The sequence below is a fragment of the Thiothrix sp. UBA5583 genome, from assembly GCA_002425225.1.
GTDB lineage: Bacteria > Pseudomonadota > Gammaproteobacteria > Thiotrichales > Thiotrichaceae > Thiothrix > Thiothrix moscowensis.
In genome coordinates this window covers 20,177-36,820 of the sequence record DILV01000041.1, presented here as the reverse complement: position 1 = coordinate 36,820, position 16,644 = coordinate 20,177, and the positions used below count along the sequence as shown (strand labels likewise).

Here is a 16,644-nt window from a genome sequence, read left to right as displayed (position 1 = left end):
GCTAAGAGGCCATCTTTCTTATTCCCCCTCGCCCCTGTAGGGAGAGGGGGCTAGGGGGTGAGGGGTACAGGCTAACAAACGGAAACCTATAACAATGAACCGCTATCCACTCTGGAAGTACCTCATGATCGCAGTGATCCTGCTGGTCGGGGTCATTTATTCTGTTCCCAATTTTTTCCCGTCCGAACCGGCAGTACAGTTAAGCCCTAAACTTGACCAACCGATTGATCCGGCGACCATGCAGCGTTTTGAGCAGGCATTGCAAGCCAAAGGGCTGACGGTACGCGCCAGCGAAAACAACGGTCAGCAAGCCCTGTTCCGCTTTGAGGATACCGACACACAACTCAAGGCATCCGAAGCCCTGAAAGAAGCAGTTGGTAGCCAGTTCGTGGTAGCACTCAACCTTGCCCCTTCCACACCAGGCTGGTTACGCGCCCTGAATGCCAACCCAATGTACCTCGGTCTGGACTTGCGCGGCGGGGTGCATTTCCTGATGGAAGTGGACATGCAGGCAGCTACCGACAAGGCGATTGACCGTTACGAAGACGAATTCCGCGACCTGCTGCGTGAACAGGACATCAAATACCAGGGGATTGCCCGCGAAGGTGACAGTATCGTTGCCAAATTCAACGATGCGTTTGCACGCGATACGGCTGAAAATGCCCTGCGCAAATCCTACGGTGACAGCCTGCAATTCAGCAAGCCAGCCGATGGCAACAGCCTGCAAGCCAGCATTTCACAAGCCACCCTGGTTGGCATCCAGAAATTCGCCGTCCAGCAGAATATCATTACCCTGCGCAAGCGTGTCAACGAACTGGGTGTTGCCGAGCCGGTTATCCAGCAACAGGGCATGAACCGTATCGTGGTGCAATTGCCAGGAGTACAGGATACTGCTCGTGCCAAGGAAATCCTTGGTGCGACCGCCACCCTCGAATTCCGCCTAGTGGATGAGGAAAACGACCCGTTCCAGGCACAGCAAAACGGGCGTCCGCCGATTGGTTCCCAGCTTTACAAGGAGCGCAACGGCAACCCAATCCTGCTCAAGCGCAAAGTCATGTTGACTGGCGACTACATCACCGATGCGTCTTCCGGTTTCGACCAGAATAACCGGCCTGCGGTACACATCACGCTGGACGGCAAGGGCGCAAGCCGTTTCGCCAAAGTTACTGGGGAAAACGTGCAAAAGCTGATGGCGGTCGTGTTTATTGAAACCAAAATCGACAGCAAGGAAGTAGATGGGCAGCAGGTCAAAACCAGCAAGACTACCGAAGAAGTCATCAACGTGGCGCGGATTCAGGAACAGTTGAGCAAACGTTTCCAGATTACCGGGCTGGATTCCCCCAAGGAATCGCGTGACCTCGCCCTGTTGCTGCGTGCCGGTGCGCTGGCTGCTCCGCTCTACATTGTCGAAGAACGTACCGTTGGCCCCAGCATGGGTAAGGAAAACATCGAGAAAGGCTTCAATTCCAATATTTGGGGCTTTGCGGCTGTTGTTGTATTCATGCTCGTCTACTACCGCATGTTTGGCCTGACTGCGAGTCTGGCTCTGGGTATCAACGGTTTCTTCCTGTTTGCCCTGCTCTCCATGTTGCAGGCAACCCTGACCTTGCCCGGTCTGGCAGGTATCGCCCTGACTCTGGGGATGGCAATTGACGCCAACGTGTTGATCAATGAACGTATCCGTGAAGAACTGCGGGCGGGAGCGTCACCGCAAGTCGCCATCAATGCAGGTTACGACCGTGCGTGGGGCACAATCCTTGACTCCAACCTGACCACACTGATTGCAGGTATCGCCCTGTTCTTGCTCGGCTCTGGACCAATCAAGGGCTTCGCGGTGGTGCTGTGCCTTGGCATCCTCACCTCCATGTTCAGCGCCGTCACCGTATCACGTGCGATTGTGAACCTGATTTACGGTTACAAGCCACGCCTGCAAAAAATTTCAATTTAAGGGAATCAGGCCATGTTAGAGTTTTTTCATTTCAAGAAAGCCATTCCCTTCATGCGGTATGGCAAAACCACGACGGCCATTTCGCTGGCAACCTTCCTGTTTTCGGTGTGGGCACTGTTTTTCTACGGCCTGAACCTGGGGGTGGATTTCACTGGCGGTACAGTCATGGAAGTGCGTTATGCGCAAGCTGCTCCGCTGGACACCATCCGTGAAACCATCAAGGCTACCGGCTACCACGAAGTTGCCGTACAAAACTTCGGCTCTTCACAGGATGTGCTGATCCGTGTGCCCTTGAAGGAAGGCGTTTCCAGTGCGCAGATCAGCGAACAGATCATGGGCGTACTGAAAAGCACCACTCCTGATGTCAGCCTGAGCAAGGTTGATTTCGTAGGTGGACAGGTCGGGCAAGAGCTGTATGAAAACGGTGGTCTGGCGCTATTACTGGTAGCGGCGGGCATCATCATTTACCTTGCCATCCGTTTCGAGTGGCGCTTTGCGGTCTCGGCAGCGATTGCCAACCTGCATGACGTGGTGATCATCCTCGGCCTGTTTGCCTTCTTCCAGTGGCAGTTTGACCTGACGGTACTGGCGGGTGTACTGGCAATCCTCGGTTACTCGGTGAACGAATCGGTGGTTGTATTTGACCGGATTCGGGAAAATATCCGCACCATGCGCGATGAAACCATCCCAGACATCATCGACAGTGCCATTACCACCACCATGTCACGCACCATTATCACCCACCTGTCTACCCAGATCATGGTCACATCCATGCTGTGGTTCGGCGGTGAGGCACTGCACAACTTTGCATTGGCTCTGACCATCGGCATCATGTTCGGTATTTACTCATCAGTATTGGTAGCTTCCCCGCTGCTGCTGCTGTTCGGTCTCAAGCGTGAGCACATGATTCCGAAGGAAGAGGAAAAAATCGAAGGGATGAATGCGGACGGTTCTGTCGTCTAAGTCGGAACATTCGCATTGAGTGAGTGATGAAGCCCCCGTCAGGGGGCTTCATTTTGTCAGGAACACAGCAAACCCCTGATTGTTGGTGTAATCTTTGTAGATAGACCGTGAGAAGGAGGTTTCGCCATGTCCATGACAGAAGACACCCGCCCATTCGTTGCCCCTTGCCGCCAACTGGATACGACTGCCCCGCTGCGCTGGCTCCAACTGGGGTGGCAGGATTTCCGTCAGGCTCCGTTACTCAGCATGTTATATGGTGGGCTGTTCATGCTTATCAGTTGGCTGATCGTTGCCTGGGCTTGGCAAGTGGGAAGTTTCACGATGGTCATCGTCCTGTTTGCCGCTTTTATATTCCTGGGGCCTGCACTGGCGATGGGGCTGTACTCGGTCAGTTGCCAGCTTGACCGAGGCAAGAAACCGCAGATTGGTTTTTGCCTGCAACAAGGCAAGAAACGCCTTGGCAACCAGATGATTTTCGCCTTTGCCCTACTGATCGTGTTTTTGGTGTGGGCGCGTTCCGCCACTGCCATCAATATTTTCCTGCCGATGGGAACAGAGCCGACGGTGATGGAATGGCTGACATTCCTCGGGATTGGTTCACTGGTGGGCGCGGTGTTTGCCACGGTTATCTTTTGCGCCGGGGTGTATTCCCTGCCGATGATGATGGATCGAGATGTCGACGCCATCACCGCGATGCTGACCAGTTTCAATGCCGTGTTGAAAAACAAACCGGCAATGCTGCTGTGGGCTGGAATACTGCTTGCATCAGTAGTGGTTGGTTTCCTAACGCTGTTTGTGGCGTTTCTAGCGACGCTGCCGGTGATCGGTTATGCAAGCTGGCGCGGTTATCGGGAAGCCATTATCAGTGATGAATGGGAACAAGACCCGGATACGGCTACTCATGCCGTAGCGCCTCAATCGGATCCAGCCGCGCCGCCCGTTTCGCAGGCATGAACCCGAACAGAATCCCGATTCCGGCTGAAAACACGAACGCCAGTACATTGATGCCGAGGTTGAAGCTGTAGGGAACCTGCATCACGCCCGCCAGGCCGACCGATGCCAGCGTTGCCAGCACGATACCGATCAGCCCGCCCAGCATCGCCAGCACCACGGCTTCGATCAGGAATTGCAGCAACACTTCACGTTCCAGCGCACCAATCGCCAGCCGGATACCGATTTCGCGGGTACGCTCGGTAACGGAAACCAGCATGATATTCATGATACCAATCCCGCCCACCAGCAAACTTACCGAAGCTACTGCCCCAAGCAAGGTGGTGAGGATTTGGGTTGTACCAGACAGGGTTTCGGCAATCTGGCGGGTATCCTGCACGTTGAAATTGTCGTCTTCGCCCTTTTCCAGCCGCCGCCGTTCGCGCAGCAGTTGGGTCAGCTCGTTTTTCACCCGGTCGATGTCGCCTTCGTTTTGCACCGACACCTGGATGCTGGAAACATCCCGGTTGCCACTCAAGCGGCGTTGCACGGTATGGATCGGCATCAGCACGATTTCATCCTGATCGCGCCCCATGGTCGCCTGCCCTTTGGAAACCAGAATACCGATGATTTCACAGGAAAAGTTTTTCACCCGCATGGATTCGCCCAGTGGCTGGCGTGTGCCGAACAGTTCGCGGCGGATGGTTTCACCAATAATGCAGACCGATTGCCCACCATCCAGCTCGGCCTTGCTGAACTCGCGCCCGGCAGCCAGTTGCCAGTTGCCCGCCAGCAGAAAATCATTGCTGGAGCCGGTCACGCTGGTTGACCAGTTGTTGGCGGAAGAAACCACGGTAGCAGTACGGCTGATTTCCGGTGCGACCGCCGCCAGCCCGCTAATGCGCTCCTGAATGGCGGCCACATCCGCCAGTTCAAACGCCGGGGCACGCGCCCCACTGCCGGGAGGGCCGAACATGCGTTGCCCGGAGCGGATTTGCAGCAGGTTGCTGCCGAGACTGGCGACCTGGTTTTTCACCGCCTGGGTCGCGCCGTTGCCCAGTGTCACCATAGTGATAACGGCGGAGACCCCGATCACAATACCGAGGGTGGTCAGGAAGGAACGCAACAGGTTGCGGCGGATTTCGCGCAAGGCGAGTAAAAAACTGTTCCACAACATTAGCCTGTCTCCCGGTGACGGACATCGCTGTCAACCCTGCCGTCAACAAAGTGCACCACCCGCTTGGCGTATTCCGCCATGTCCGGTTCGTGCGTCACCATCAGGATGGTGATGCCTTTGTCGCGGTTGAGGGAAGCCAGCAATTCCATGATTTCGCGGCTGCGCTGGGTATCGAGGTTGCCGGTTGGTTCGTCCGCCAGCAGCAGGGTCGGGTTGGTGACAATCGCCCGCGCAATCGCCACCCGCTGTTGTTGCCCGCCGGAGAGTTCCGCTGAGGTATGATGCCCCCAGCCAGTCAGGCCGACCTGTTCGAGTGCCGCCGCTGCCATCTGCTCGCGGGTCGTGGTGGATTCGCCCCGGTACAGCAGCGGCAATTCCACATTTTCCTGCGCGGTGGTGCGTGCCAGCAGGTTGAAACCCTGAAATACAAAGCCGAGGAAATTGCGCCGCAACAACGCCCGCTGGTTGCGGTCAAGCTGTTCCACATGCACGTCGCGGAACAGGTATTCGCCGGAAGTGGGTACGTCCAGACAGCCGATGATATTCATCGCCGTGGATTTGCCGGAACCGCTTGGCCCCATCACCGCCACGAAGTCGCCCTCGTCGATACGCAAATCCACCCCGCGCAATGCCTGAAACGCCGCTTGCCCTTGCCCGTAGGTTTTGGTGATGTTGCGGAACTCAATCAGGGCGCTCATGGTTTGGCTCCCCCGTTGCCATTGGCACTGCTACTGCCAACAATGACCTGCCTATCTGCTTGTAACTCGCCCGCCACCATTTCGGTCATCATGCCGTCACTGATACCGGTCTTGACCTTGACCGGCGCAGGGCTGCCGTTGTCCAGCACCCACACAGTCTGTTCACTGTTACTGGTATCCGTTTCCGGTTTGGAAGGTTGCTGGCGTGCCATGCCACCGGGCGGGCGTGGCATCAGCTTGGAGAGGAAGCTGCTGTTTTGACCTTGCGCACCACCCGTTCCAGCGTTGCCTGCCGTTGGCGAGGGGGTAAAACGCAAGGCCGCATTCGGGATCAGCACCACATCATCCCGCGCATTGGTCGCAATGGTGGCGGTAGCGGTCATGCCGGGGCGCAAGGTCAGGTCGGCATTTTCCACCGTCATGGTGGTCAGGTATGTAACGACGTTATCCGACAGGGTGGAACCCAGGCTTACACGGGTGATGATGGCGGGGTATTTGCGCCCAGACCAGGCATCCACGGTAAATTCGGCTGTTTGCCCATCCTTGACCTGCCCGACATCGGCCTCATCCACGCCGACTTCCAGTTCCATCTTCGCCAGATCTTCCGCCAGCGTAAACAGGGTCGGCGCGGAGAAGGAAGCCGCCACCGTTTGCCCCGGTTCAATCGCGCGTGACAGCACTACGCCATCAATCGGCGAGGTGATGATGGCCTTGCCAAGGTTGGTTTCGGCGGATCGCAATTCGGCTTTGGCGGAAGTCACCGTGCTCTTGCTGACGGCTTCATCCGCCTGGGCACGTTCCAGTGTAGCAGCGGCTGTATCCAGCTCTGCCCTGGCAGGCAGCTTGCCACCCGAAGCCGCGTGCAGTTGTTGCAGGCGATTGAGGTTGGCGCGGGCTTCCTTGACAGTGGCAGCGGCCTGTTTGACCTTGGCTTCGGCAGAGGCCAGCGCGGCTTTGCTCTTGGTAATGGTGTCATTCAACTGGGTGGTGTTGAGGCGTGCCAGTTCCTGCCCCTTCTTGACGGTATCATTGGTATCGACCAGTACCTTGTCGACCGTGCCGGAAAGTTCCGTGCCAATATCCACCTGATTGAGCGGTTTGAGGTTGCCGGTCGCCGTCACCGTCACACTGAGGTTGCCGCGCTTGACCGGTTGGGTCTGATAGCTGGGCTGACGGGTCGTGGCGGGCTTGCTGAAGAAATACCAGCCTGCGCCCCCCGCAATCGCCAGTGCCACCAGCATAGCGAGGGTATTTTTCCAGACGCGCTTGCCCTTGCTGCCCGCTTGCTGTTTGAGGACATCCTGAACGGATGGTGTCGTGGTTGTACTCATGTCGTTTCCCCTTACCATGCCCCACCGATCGCCTTATACAGGCTGATCACGGCTTGTGTATTGTCGACCTGTGCTGCCAGCAGGCTTTCCTGAGCGCTCAGGACTGAACGCTGCGCATCCAGTACGTTCTGGAAATCTGCCGTACCTGCGTCATAGCTGAGTTGCGCCAGCTTTTCGGCACTACGGGCCAGCGTGACGTTGTTTTGCAACACCGGCTGCTGCTGACGGTTGGCTTGCAGGCTGGCAAAGGCATTGGCAACATCCCTGAGTGCGGTCAGCACGGCTTTCTGGTAGCTGGCAACTGCTTGTTCGCGGGCAGCATCACGGCTTTCCACCTGCTGTTTCAGCTTGCCACCGTCAAACAGGGGCGCACTGATGGAAGCCAGTAACGAACGTGCTACATTCGCCGGGTCAAATAAATCGCCCACACTCACGCTACTGGCACTGAGTGAACCGCCCAGATTGAAACTGGGGTACAGATTGGCTTTGGCTTCACCGACCCGCAGGGAAGCCGCTTGCACCTTGTATTCGGCGGCACGGATGTCCGGGCGCTGACGGATGGCATTGGCAGGGATGGTTGCTGCCACCTGCACCGCCACTACCGGAACCGGTTTGGCTGCCGCCAGCCGGGATTGCAGCGCCTGTGGTTCCTTGCCGGTCAGGGTCGCCAGCGCGTGCTGGTTCTGGGTAATGCTGCTTTCCAGCGCCGGAATTTGTGCCTGCGACTGACCGAGGCTGAGGTTAGCCTGCTCGACTTCCAGCGCACTGGCAAGCCCGGCCTGTTGCTTGAGGGTGATCAGGCGCACGGTTTCCTGACGTGCTGCCAGACTTTGGCGTGCCACGCTCAGACGGGCTTGTGCCAGCCGCAGGTTGACGTAGCTGCTGGCAACTTCAGCCGCAAGTGAGGCTTTGACATCTTCCAGACTGGCTTGGGTCGCCTGCACATCGGCTTCGGCAGCGCTGCTGGCGAGGCGGTTGCCACCAAAAATATCGGCTTCCCAACTCGCATCAAGGCTTGCGCCGTAGCTGTCATTACCACCGCTGCGACGGGCAGAGCCACCGATATTCAGGGTAGGCAGCAGGCTGGCTCCGGCAATCGTCCGCTGGGCGCGGGCTGCCCGCAGGCTGGCTTGCGCGGTCTTGATGTCGGGGCTGGCTTGCAGGGTTTCCTGAATCAGGGCGGTCATGAGCGGGTCATTGAAACGCTGCCACCAAGCGGCTTGTACCGGGGTGCGGGTACTGCTGCTTGCGGTGGGTGCTATTTGCACCGTGCTGGTAGCAGTGTCACTACGCGGCGGAGTCTGACTACACGCCGTCAGCGCCAGACTGATGGCAAGGGTGAGCAACACGGGTGATTTGGGTGACATACGGTCGGATTCCTTGCTTGATGTTCCATGCAACCAGTGTGGCGTAGTCGTGAGTTAAGGTGGGTAAAGCTCGTGTAAAGAAATGTAAAAGCGGTTGGCGAGCTGGCAGTGGTCGGCAATGATAGTAGTGAAAACCACTTTTACAGGAGAGTGCTCATGGACACCACCACCCTACGCCGCTGGGCCACACCGATGACCATCGGTGCATTCATGCTGATCAGCATTACCGGCGTCATGATGTTTTTCCATATCGAACTCGGCATCATCAAGGTTGCCCACGAATGGCTGAGCTGGTTGATGCTATTGGCTGTCGGCTTGCACGTTGTTGTCAATTGGCGAGCATTTAGCCGTTATTTCAGCCAGAAACCGGCAGTAGCCGTTATCGGCGTGTTTGCCTTATTACTGCTTGCAGCGATGCTGATTCAGGGTGATGAACGCCGTGGTCCACAGGGGCGTGGCGGCCCAATGCAGGCAGCGCAAGTCCTGCTGACTGCCCCGCTGGACAAAGTAGCCGATATTACCGGCAACACCCCGGACAGTTTACGGGCGAAATTGCAGGAAAAAGGATTTGCCGTAGATGCAGCAGCCACTTCGCTGGATGCGATAGCCAAGCAAAACCAGCGTAACCCGATGGAAGTGCTGAATGGGGTAATGGGAGCGCAATAAGCAGCTTCAAGGATGGATGTTGGGCAGGGACGCCCGCTTTAACCATACAAAAACTCCCTCCCCCCACCGCTGGTTCGCCGTATGATGCAAGCTATGCAAGAACCCGTGAGAGCCATCATGAGCAAGCTATTACTGGTCGACGACGACATCGAACTCACCAATATGTTGCGCGAATACCTGGAGCGTGAAGGCTTCAGCATCACTGCCGTACACGATGGGGAATCTGCCGTGCGCGAAGCCCTCAATGGCGATTATGCGCTGGTAGTGCTGGATGTGATGATGCCCGGCATGAGCGGAATTGAAGCCCTCAGCCGCATCCGCACCCACAGCCAGATACCGGTACTGATGCTGACAGCACGGGGCGACGACATCGACCGCATTATCGGGCTGGAACTGGGCGCAGACGATTACGTACCGAAACCGTGTATGCCGCGTGAACTTGCCGCCCGCATCCGCGCCATTTTACGCCGCGCCAACCCGGACACTGCCAACAACCAGCACGAACCGCTGCAAGTCGGCGGGCTAACCCTGCTGCCGGAAAAGCGCCAAGCCAGTTGGCAAAACCAGCCACTGGAACTGACCAGCACCGAATTCAACCTGCTGGAAGTACTGGCACGCCGCGCCGGGCAAACCGTCAGCAAAAACGACCTGTCGACCCACGGTTTAGGGCGCACGCTTACCCGTTACGACCGCAGCATCGACGTACACATGAGCAGCATCCGCCACAAACTCGGCAACCTGCCGGACGGGCGCTCCTGCATCCAGACCATCCGGGGTATTGGCTACCAGTTGGTGGGGGAATAAGGCATGGGGCGACTGTTCTGGAAAATCCTGCTCACATTCTGGCTGACCCTGCTGGTCACTGGCGGCATCACTGGCGCAATGGTGTGGATGCACCACAACAACCTGCAAGAAATGGAAAAGGATGTGGTCATCCGCCCCCATTCGGTAATTGCCGTCAAGGCCGCTGCCAACACGTTCCTGTACGGCGGCACACCAGCACTGCGCAACATGTTGCAGGAACAAAAGGATGAAGCCCCGCGTGACCTCCAGGTATACGCTGTCGATAGCAACGGCGCGGAACTGCTGGGGCGCACCGTTTCCGCCGATACCCTCGAACGGGTGCGTATTGCCGTTACCCAGAACCTGAAACTGCCAATTGTCCGCAGTGTGCAGTCAGGTGCGGAAAACTACGTGCTGTTCGCACCGGTTGCCGGGCAGTTCCCGCAATTCCGCCAGGAAAACCAGTTACGCCCTCCACGCCACTTTCCCCCTTCTTTCATGATTGTCTCCGGCATTGTGGTCAGTTTTATCTCCAGCTTCCTGCTGGCCTGGTATTTCTCCCAGCCGGTTAGCGTGTTGCGCAAGGCATTCGGTGCAGTTGCCAAAGGCGATTTCAGCCAGCGGGTCACACCGTCGATTGGCAAACGGCGCGATGAAATTGCCGACCTAGGGCGTGCTTTCGATGAGATGACCAGTCAGTTGCAAAACCTGATGGCATCGCAACGCCGCCTGTTGCATGACGTATCGCACGAGCTGCGTTCGCCGCTGGCACGCTTGCAAGTCAGTGTCGGGCTTGCCCGCCAGCAGCCGGAAAAGATTGCCAGCAGTCTGGATCGCATCGAACACGAAGCCGAGCGACTGGACACACTCGTCGGTGAAGTGCTGACGCTCTCCCGTCTGGAATCCGGCGTGCCACAACCACTGGATGAATACATCGACATTCTGGAATTGCTGGATGCGGTGATTGATGATGCCCGCTTCGAGGCGGATGCGATGGGGCGGCAGGTGGTATTCCAGGCGGATGTGGACGATCTGCCGCTGCTTCAGGGGCGCGGCGAATTACTGTATCGGGCGCTGGAAAACGTGGTGCGCAATGCCATCCACCACACCCCGACCAATACCAGCGTTAACCTGAGCATCCACCGCCAGGGCGAGCAGTTGCAAATTAATGTGGATGATCAGGGGACAGGCGTGCCAGAAACGGAACTGGACAGCATTTTCGAGGCATTCCAGCGCAGCAGTGCGGGCAGTGCCAACCGGCATGGCTACGGACTGGGGCTTGCCATTGCGCGGCGAGCAATTGAAAGTCATGGGGGAAGCATTCACGCCAGCAACCGTACACCACAAGGCTTGCGCATCAGGATCAGGTTGCCGCTGAAATGGGATGCTTGAGTGGTGTTTTATTTCCTCAGCCAAGCATTCCTGTTTTAATAGCGCCCACGAATAACGGCTGACACGAAACGCTAATACCTTGCCATGAATACCACACCGAAATCCAACCCATTACTCGAAATCGCCCTCACTCTGGTGATTCCTTCACTGATCCTGATGAAACTCAGTACCCCCGAACAACTGGGTACAACGAATGCCCTGATACTGGCGCTGTCATTCCCACTAGGCTGGGGAATCTTTGACTGGATACGCAACCGCAAAATCAACCTGTTCGCGGCTTTGGGTCTGGTGAGTGTGTTGCTGACTGGCGGTATTGGCTTGCTGGAACTGGATACACAATGGCTGGCGGTCAAGGAAGCCGCTATTCCCGCCATTTTGGGCATTGCGGTAATTGGCTCCACTTATACCAAGTACCCGCTGATCCGCACCGTGCTATTCAACCAACGCTTGTTGCACGTCGAAAAAATACAGGAACAACTGGCTATCCGTGGAACCCAGCGTGAATTCGACCAACGCTTGCAAACCGCGAACTGGCTGTTTGGCGGAACCTTCGCCTTTTCTGCGACGATGAACTATTTCCTCGCCACCTACATTGTCACCAGCCCCAGCGGCACGGCGGCATTCAATGAGGAATTGGGGCAACTGACGCTGATGAGTTACCCGATGATTGCGATCCCCTCCATGCTGATGATGCTGGCAGTGTTTTACTACCTTGCCCGCAGCATCCGCTCACTGGCAGGATTAACGCTGACGGAAGTCATGCATGGGGCAGAATAATCAATCCGCAGGTCGCCACACCGTTACAGTAAACAGGCACGCCTCGCGGTCATCCTTGAAATCAATCTGCCGCCACGCTTCCAAGGCTCGGAGAATACCTGAGCCTAAACCTCGATAAGGTAAGAGCTTTTTAGCGATGAACGATGCTAGAACGGGGTTTCGTAAATTCGAGTTACCCGCTTTGACTTTTTCGACGGTCAAATTATTAGGCAAATGACCGGGGCTGATAATCTCAATGCGATTAGCGTAAACCAACACCCGAATCGGTGCACTGATAAAGTAATCCCGATGAATCAGAGCATTAACCAGCAGTTCCTCAAATACCAAACGCGGTACTTCAGGCTCCCCCACTGAATTGAAACCTTGCTGTCCCTGCCGCTTATGCAAGTTACGCATAATGAAACGCAAGGTATCATCGAACATATCCCGCAGTCTGCCACCGATGTCTTCACTATCCACGTAGCTGCTGGACTCAATGACATTACCCGGAAATGCCACCGCTTTGACAATAAAAGCCGGTTTTACCCATTCAGGGCGTTTACCAAACAACAATACCCCAGCGAGGTTTACATATCCATCAACGTTTGCAAGGTTCATATTTTGCAATAAACGTAACAAATCCGTATTTTGCTCAGGAATCTCCAAACCATAGGTTGCGTGTAAAAATTCTGCCAAACTGTGGCGGTCAATCGCCTCCAAACCTACCTTGCACGGGACTTCATCAGCGTGTAACAAATCCACACTCTGGAACAAGCGGCGCAATTCTTCTTTGGAATTGACCCGGCGCTTGTCTGCTCCACTTTTTAGCCAAATCACGCCATTACGGTCAAAGTAGGGCTTATCCAAACCCTTGGGAATAGTCAGTGCTATTAACAAGCACCCATCATCACCCAACGCAATATTTTCAGTCTGTACAGCCAACGGGCTGCGGATATGCTGGGAAGCAGCATTGCTGATCATCTGGTTTAAACGCGCCACATCCGTCAAACTCAAACCCGGCAACCCACCATCATCCGCAACACCCAACAAAATCACGCCACCATCCGTATTGGCAAAAGCCGCCATTTCGGCGGCTAACGCATCGGTATTGTGAATATCCTGCTTAAACTGACGGCGACTGTCTTCGCCGAGGGCAATTTGGGCTGTAAGTTCCTCAAGGGTCATACTGGCTCAACCATGGCGCGGTAGGCGTGCCAACTGGCATACGAAACCAGCGGCATGGCAATGATCAGCCCAAGGCTAAACGGCAACAAACCCGCGCCAATAATCAGTGCGATGCTCGCCGCCCACGCCAGCATGACTTTCCAGTTGGTGAGGATGGCGCGGATGCTGGTATTCAATGCCGTCACTAGACTCACCTTGCGCTCCAGCAACATCGGTACGGTAGCCACGCCCGTGACAAAGGACACCAGCGCAAACATCAACCCCACAGACATGAACGACAGTGTGAACAACCAACCCATTTTTGACCCCAGCAGTGCCGCCATAAAGCCGAAATAACTGTGTAGCTCAGCCGCTGCCGTCTCTTGCAGGAAAACATCCAGCACGATGGTGGACATCCGCAACCATAACAGCATCAGCACACCCAACACCGCTGCGTACAGCGTCAGGTTGACCGGGTTTCGTTTCAATGCCAGCGTAGACTGCAAAAAGTTGACCGGTTCACCGTGTTCACGACGCAGGCTCAGGTCATACAGCCCCAGCGCAAGAAACGGCCCCAGCAACATGAAACCAGCCGCAGTTGCCATGAAAAAACCGGGGTTGTTGGCTGACAGGATACTCATGCTGCCCCCCACCAGCGTAAAGATGATCCCATACAACAGGCTAGACCAAGGGTTGGCTTTAATATCCGCAGCGCCTTGGCGTAACCACTTGGGAATATCGGCAAATTCGACCTGACGCACAGCGTAATGCGTAAACGATTGATCCACATTTAACAAATTCTGCATCGACTAAACCTCTGCGGGTGCAACATGTTCTGGGTTATTAACTAGGGCAAAAACATCATATCCCCGTCATCAACAAATGGCAAAGCTGCAATTAAGGGCAAATGGCAAGTGTTATTTGTCATGCCTGCTGGCTAACTGGGATAATACCGGCATGAAATACACACTCAAACAATTCCTCAAACTTGAATCTGCCAGCGGTATCCTACTGGTGATTGCTGCCGTCATGGCAATGATTACCGTCAACTCGCCTGCGCAATACCTGTACGATGCCCTGCTTAATACTCCAGTGGAAGTGCGCATTGGAGCCTTGCACATTGCCAAACCCCTGCTGCTATGGGTGAATGATGGTTTGATGGCGCTGTTTTTCCTGCTGGTAGGGCTGGAACTCAAGCGCGAAATCCTGCACGGCGAACTGGCTGACCCCGCCAAAGCTGCCCTGCCAATACTGGCAGCCATCGGCGGTATGCTCATGCCCGCCCTGATTTACACAGCATTCAATCAGGGGGATGCTGCCGCCATGCGTGGCTGGGCCATCCCAACCGCTACCGACATTGCTTTTGCCCTAGGGGTGCTGTCACTGCTGGGCAAGCGCGTACCCGCCGCCCTCAAGCTGTTCCTGCTGACTCTGGCGATTGTCGATGACCTGGGCGCAATTGTGATCATTGCACTGTTTTACACTACCGACTTGTCGGTTACGTCACTGGTAGTGGCGGGTATCGCCTTGCTGGTACTGTTCCTGTTCAACCGGCGTGGTCTCCTGTCGCTATCGCCTTACCTGCTGGTCGGGCTAGTGATGTGGGTAGCCGTGTTGAAATCGGGTGTCCATGCCACGCTCGCTGGCGTGTTGCTGGCGTTTTTCATCCCGCTGCGCCCTGCCCCCGGTGAAAACCATACACTCGCCGAAGGGTTGGAACATGACCTGCACGGCTCGGTCTCCTTCGTGATCCTGCCACTGTTTGCCTTTATGAATACCGGTATTGCCCTGACAGGCTTGTCCCTGGAATCCCTGCTCAACCCTGTCCCGCTGGGAATTGCAACCGGTTTGTTCATCGGCAAACAATGGGGCATCCTGCTGTTCTGCTGGTTGGGCATCCAGTTGCGGCTGGCCAAAATGCCGCAGGGGGTTGGCTGGTGGGAACTTTACGGCGTAGCCATGCTGGCAGGCATCGGCTTTACCATGAGCCTGTTCATCAGCTCGCTGGCATTTGAACAAAGCGGAACAAACTCGATGGTGGATGACCGTCTGGGAATTCTGCTGGGTTCCATCCTGTCTGCCACCTGCGGCTACCTGTTGCTGCGCTGGCGACTGGCTAAAACACACTGATATACTCGGTTTTTTCTACCTGACCTGATGATGCCAGCATGAGCCAAACCAGTACCATTTCCTGTGACACCCTGCCTAACGGAACCCTAAGTGTCGAACAAGCGCAAGCCCACATCCTGACAGGCATCAGCGCATTGACGACCCACGAAACAGCCAACCTGTGGCAGGCTCGGGGACGTATCCTGGCACAGGCTGTCACCGCCCCGCTGGATGTTCCACCACACCGCAATTCAGCAATGGATGGCTATACCCTGCGTCATGCCGATCTCGGCAACAGGCAAGCCCTGCGGGTCATCGGCAGTTCTTTTGCCGGTCGCCCGTTGGCAGGTAGCGTCCATGCCGGTGAATGTGTCCGTATCATGACTGGCGCAGTCGTACCTGACGGTGCAGATACCGTCGTCATGCAGGAAAACGTACAACGTGACGGCGACACCATCCAGATAAACAAGCCCCCCAAGGCTGGTGAAAACGTGCGCCACCCTGGTGAAGACATGCGCATTGGTGACACCATACTGGCAGCCGGGCACAAACTTAACTCTGCCGATCTGGGCTTGCTTGCCTCGCTGGGCATTGGCGAAGTCGAGGTTTTGCGTCGCCCTCGGGTCGCGTTCTGCTCAACCGGCGACGAACTCAAAAGCATCGGCGAAAGCCTGCAACCCGGTGATATTTACGACAGCAACCGTTACACCCTATACGGCTTGCTCAACAAGCTGGATGTGGAAATCATCGACCTCGGCGTGGTGCGCGACACCCCGGACGCGGTGGAACATGCTTTCCAACAAGCCATGCAGCGGGCCGATGTATTTATTACCAGCGGCGGCGTTTCGGTCGGAGAAGCCGATTTTGTCACTGCCACCCTGCAACGCTTGGGTCAGGTCAACTTCTGGAAAGTCGCCGCCAAACCTGGCAAGCCGCTGGCGTTTGGCACACTCGGCAACACCCTGTTTTTTGGGCTACCGGGCAACCCGGTGTCGGTGATGGCAACCTTCCTGCTGTTTGTGCGCCCGGCTATCCTGACTTTACGCGGCGAAACCGTATCACTCGTACCGGAATACACTGCTGTATGTACCACTCCCCTGAAAAAAGCCCCCGGACGCAAGGATTACCAGCGCGGCATCTGTGAACGTGACAGTCATGGACAATGGCAAGTTCGTAGCACCGGCGAGCAGGGTTCGCATATCTTGCGTTCCATGAGCCAGGCTAACTGCTTTATTGCGCTGCCACTGGAATGGGGAGATGTGGCAGCAGGCACAAACGTGACCATCATACCGTTTGAGGGCTTGTTGTAGCCCGGCTGCTGCCGTTTGCCCAACTACACTCGCCAAAAGCAGACATCCGG

Annotated in this window: 15 protein-coding genes; 9 read left to right on the top strand and 6 right to left on the bottom strand. The window is 56.2% G+C overall.

What is annotated here, in order from left to right; all coding sequences use genetic code 11:
- The first annotated feature begins 94 nt into the window (after nucleotides 1-94).
- The 3 genes from secD (at nucleotide 95) to B2U47_RS17175 (ending at nucleotide 3,865) form a co-directional block, all read left to right on the top strand.
- A complete protein-coding gene (gene secD / locus B2U47_RS17185) occupies nucleotides 95-1,948 on the top strand; it encodes a protein translocase subunit SecD (RefSeq protein WP_296676679.1) in 1,854 nt (617 codons plus the stop codon).
- Nucleotides 1,949-1,960: 12 nt separating this feature from the next.
- Nucleotides 1,961-2,911 carry a protein translocase subunit SecF gene (gene secF / locus B2U47_RS17180; protein ID WP_296676682.1) on the top strand — a complete coding sequence of 317 codons (951 nt, stop codon included), beginning with the start codon at nucleotides 1,961-1,963 and terminating at the stop codon, nucleotides 2,909-2,911.
- 126 nt (nucleotides 2,912-3,037) lie between these two features.
- Nucleotides 3,038-3,865: a DUF2189 domain-containing protein gene (locus tag B2U47_RS17175; RefSeq protein ID WP_296676685.1), complete on the top strand. Its 828-nt coding sequence runs from the start codon at nucleotides 3,038-3,040 to the stop codon at nucleotides 3,863-3,865.
- Here the strand turns inward: B2U47_RS17175 and B2U47_RS17170 are convergent.
- From B2U47_RS17170 to B2U47_RS17155, 4 genes are read right to left on the bottom strand one after another with little or no spacing between them, the layout of a single operon-like run.
- Nucleotides 3,807-5,018, bottom strand: a complete 1,212-nt coding sequence (locus B2U47_RS17170; RefSeq protein WP_296676687.1) for an ABC transporter permease — start codon at nucleotides 5,016-5,018, stop codon at nucleotides 3,807-3,809. The genes B2U47_RS17175 and B2U47_RS17170 overlap by 59 nt on opposite strands.
- Nucleotides 5,018-5,716 (bottom strand): ABC transporter ATP-binding protein, encoded by a 699-nt coding sequence (locus B2U47_RS17165; protein WP_296676690.1) that lies wholly within the window; start codon nucleotides 5,714-5,716, stop codon nucleotides 5,018-5,020. Before B2U47_RS17165 ends, B2U47_RS17170 begins: the two co-directional genes overlap by 1 nt.
- The gene (locus B2U47_RS17160; protein ID WP_296676692.1) at nucleotides 5,713-7,047 is read right to left on the bottom strand and encodes an efflux RND transporter periplasmic adaptor subunit; all 1,335 of its coding nucleotides are present in this window, start codon (nucleotides 7,045-7,047) and stop codon (nucleotides 5,713-5,715) included. The genes B2U47_RS17165 and B2U47_RS17160 overlap by 4 nt, the downstream gene beginning before the upstream one ends.
- Nucleotides 7,048-7,058: 11 nt before the next feature.
- Nucleotides 7,059-8,414, bottom strand: coding sequence for an efflux transporter outer membrane subunit (locus B2U47_RS17155; protein WP_296676695.1), 1,356 nt, complete (start codon nucleotides 8,412-8,414; stop codon nucleotides 7,059-7,061).
- Nucleotides 8,415-8,570: 156 nt separating this feature from the next.
- On the opposite strand from B2U47_RS17155, the gene B2U47_RS17150 reads away from it, so the two are divergent.
- From B2U47_RS17150 to B2U47_RS17135, 4 genes are all read left to right on the top strand, one after another.
- Entirely contained in the window at nucleotides 8,571-9,080 is a 510-nt protein-coding gene (locus B2U47_RS17150) for a DUF4405 domain-containing protein (protein WP_296676698.1), read from the top strand.
- Nucleotides 9,081-9,197: 117 nt separating this feature from the next.
- Entirely contained in the window at nucleotides 9,198-9,884 is a 687-nt protein-coding gene (locus B2U47_RS17145) for a response regulator transcription factor (RefSeq protein ID WP_296676699.1), read from the top strand.
- Between the two features lie 3 nt (nucleotides 9,885-9,887).
- Nucleotides 9,888-11,255, top strand: a complete 1,368-nt coding sequence (locus B2U47_RS17140) for an ATP-binding protein (protein WP_296676702.1) — start codon at nucleotides 9,888-9,890, stop codon at nucleotides 11,253-11,255.
- A gap of 84 nt (nucleotides 11,256-11,339) precedes the next feature.
- The gene (locus B2U47_RS17135) at nucleotides 11,340-12,032 is read left to right on the top strand and encodes a VC0807 family protein (protein WP_296676705.1); all 693 of its coding nucleotides are present in this window, start codon (nucleotides 11,340-11,342) and stop codon (nucleotides 12,030-12,032) included.
- Here B2U47_RS17135 and B2U47_RS17130 read toward each other — a convergent pair whose 3' ends face one another.
- Both B2U47_RS17130 and B2U47_RS17125 read right to left on the bottom strand, forming a co-directional pair.
- Entirely contained in the window at nucleotides 12,033-13,196 is a 1,164-nt protein-coding gene (locus B2U47_RS17130; protein WP_296676708.1) for an RNA-binding domain-containing protein, read from the bottom strand. It abuts the gene before it with no gap.
- A complete protein-coding gene (locus B2U47_RS17125; protein ID WP_296676711.1) occupies nucleotides 13,193-13,981 on the bottom strand; it encodes a DUF2189 domain-containing protein in 789 nt (262 codons plus the stop codon). The genes B2U47_RS17130 and B2U47_RS17125 overlap by 4 nt, the downstream gene beginning before the upstream one ends.
- Before the next feature lie 151 nt (nucleotides 13,982-14,132).
- On the opposite strand from B2U47_RS17125, the gene nhaA reads away from it, so the two are divergent.
- Nucleotides 14,133-15,305 (top strand): Na+/H+ antiporter NhaA, encoded by a 1,173-nt coding sequence (nhaA, locus tag B2U47_RS17120; RefSeq protein ID WP_296676714.1) that lies wholly within the window; start codon nucleotides 14,133-14,135, stop codon nucleotides 15,303-15,305.
- Between the two features lie 38 nt (nucleotides 15,306-15,343).
- A complete protein-coding gene (gene glp / locus B2U47_RS17115; RefSeq protein ID WP_296676716.1) occupies nucleotides 15,344-16,594 on the top strand; it encodes a gephyrin-like molybdotransferase Glp in 1,251 nt (416 codons plus the stop codon).
- The last annotated feature ends 50 nt before the right edge of the window (nucleotides 16,595-16,644 follow it).

Coding starts and splice junctions, on each gene's coding strand:
- secD (WP_296676679.1), top strand. CDS start 95: ATGAACCGCTATCCACTCTGGAAGTACCTCATGATCGCAGTGATCCTG.
- secF (WP_296676682.1), top strand. CDS start 1,961: ATGTTAGAGTTTTTTCATTTCAAGAAAGCCATTCCCTTCATGCGGTAT.
- B2U47_RS17175 (WP_296676685.1), top strand. CDS start 3,038: ATGTCCATGACAGAAGACACCCGCCCATTCGTTGCCCCTTGCCGCCAA.
- B2U47_RS17170 (WP_296676687.1), bottom strand. CDS start 5,018: ATGTTGTGGAACAGTTTTTTACTCGCCTTGCGCGAAATCCGCCGCAAC.
- B2U47_RS17165 (WP_296676690.1), bottom strand. CDS start 5,716: ATGAGCGCCCTGATTGAGTTCCGCAACATCACCAAAACCTACGGGCAA.
- B2U47_RS17160 (WP_296676692.1), bottom strand. CDS start 7,047: ATGAGTACAACCACGACACCATCCGTTCAGGATGTCCTCAAACAGCAA.
- B2U47_RS17155 (WP_296676695.1), bottom strand. CDS start 8,414: ATGTCACCCAAATCACCCGTGTTGCTCACCCTTGCCATCAGTCTGGCG.
- B2U47_RS17150 (WP_296676698.1), top strand. CDS start 8,571: ATGGACACCACCACCCTACGCCGCTGGGCCACACCGATGACCATCGGT.
- B2U47_RS17145 (WP_296676699.1), top strand. CDS start 9,198: ATGAGCAAGCTATTACTGGTCGACGACGACATCGAACTCACCAATATG.
- B2U47_RS17140 (WP_296676702.1), top strand. CDS start 9,888: ATGGGGCGACTGTTCTGGAAAATCCTGCTCACATTCTGGCTGACCCTG.
- B2U47_RS17135 (WP_296676705.1), top strand. CDS start 11,340: ATGAATACCACACCGAAATCCAACCCATTACTCGAAATCGCCCTCACT.
- B2U47_RS17130 (WP_296676708.1), bottom strand. CDS start 13,196: ATGACCCTTGAGGAACTTACAGCCCAAATTGCCCTCGGCGAAGACAGT.
- B2U47_RS17125 (WP_296676711.1), bottom strand. CDS start 13,981: ATGCAGAATTTGTTAAATGTGGATCAATCGTTTACGCATTACGCTGTG.
- nhaA (WP_296676714.1), top strand. CDS start 14,133: ATGAAATACACACTCAAACAATTCCTCAAACTTGAATCTGCCAGCGGT.
- glp (WP_296676716.1), top strand. CDS start 15,344: ATGAGCCAAACCAGTACCATTTCCTGTGACACCCTGCCTAACGGAACC.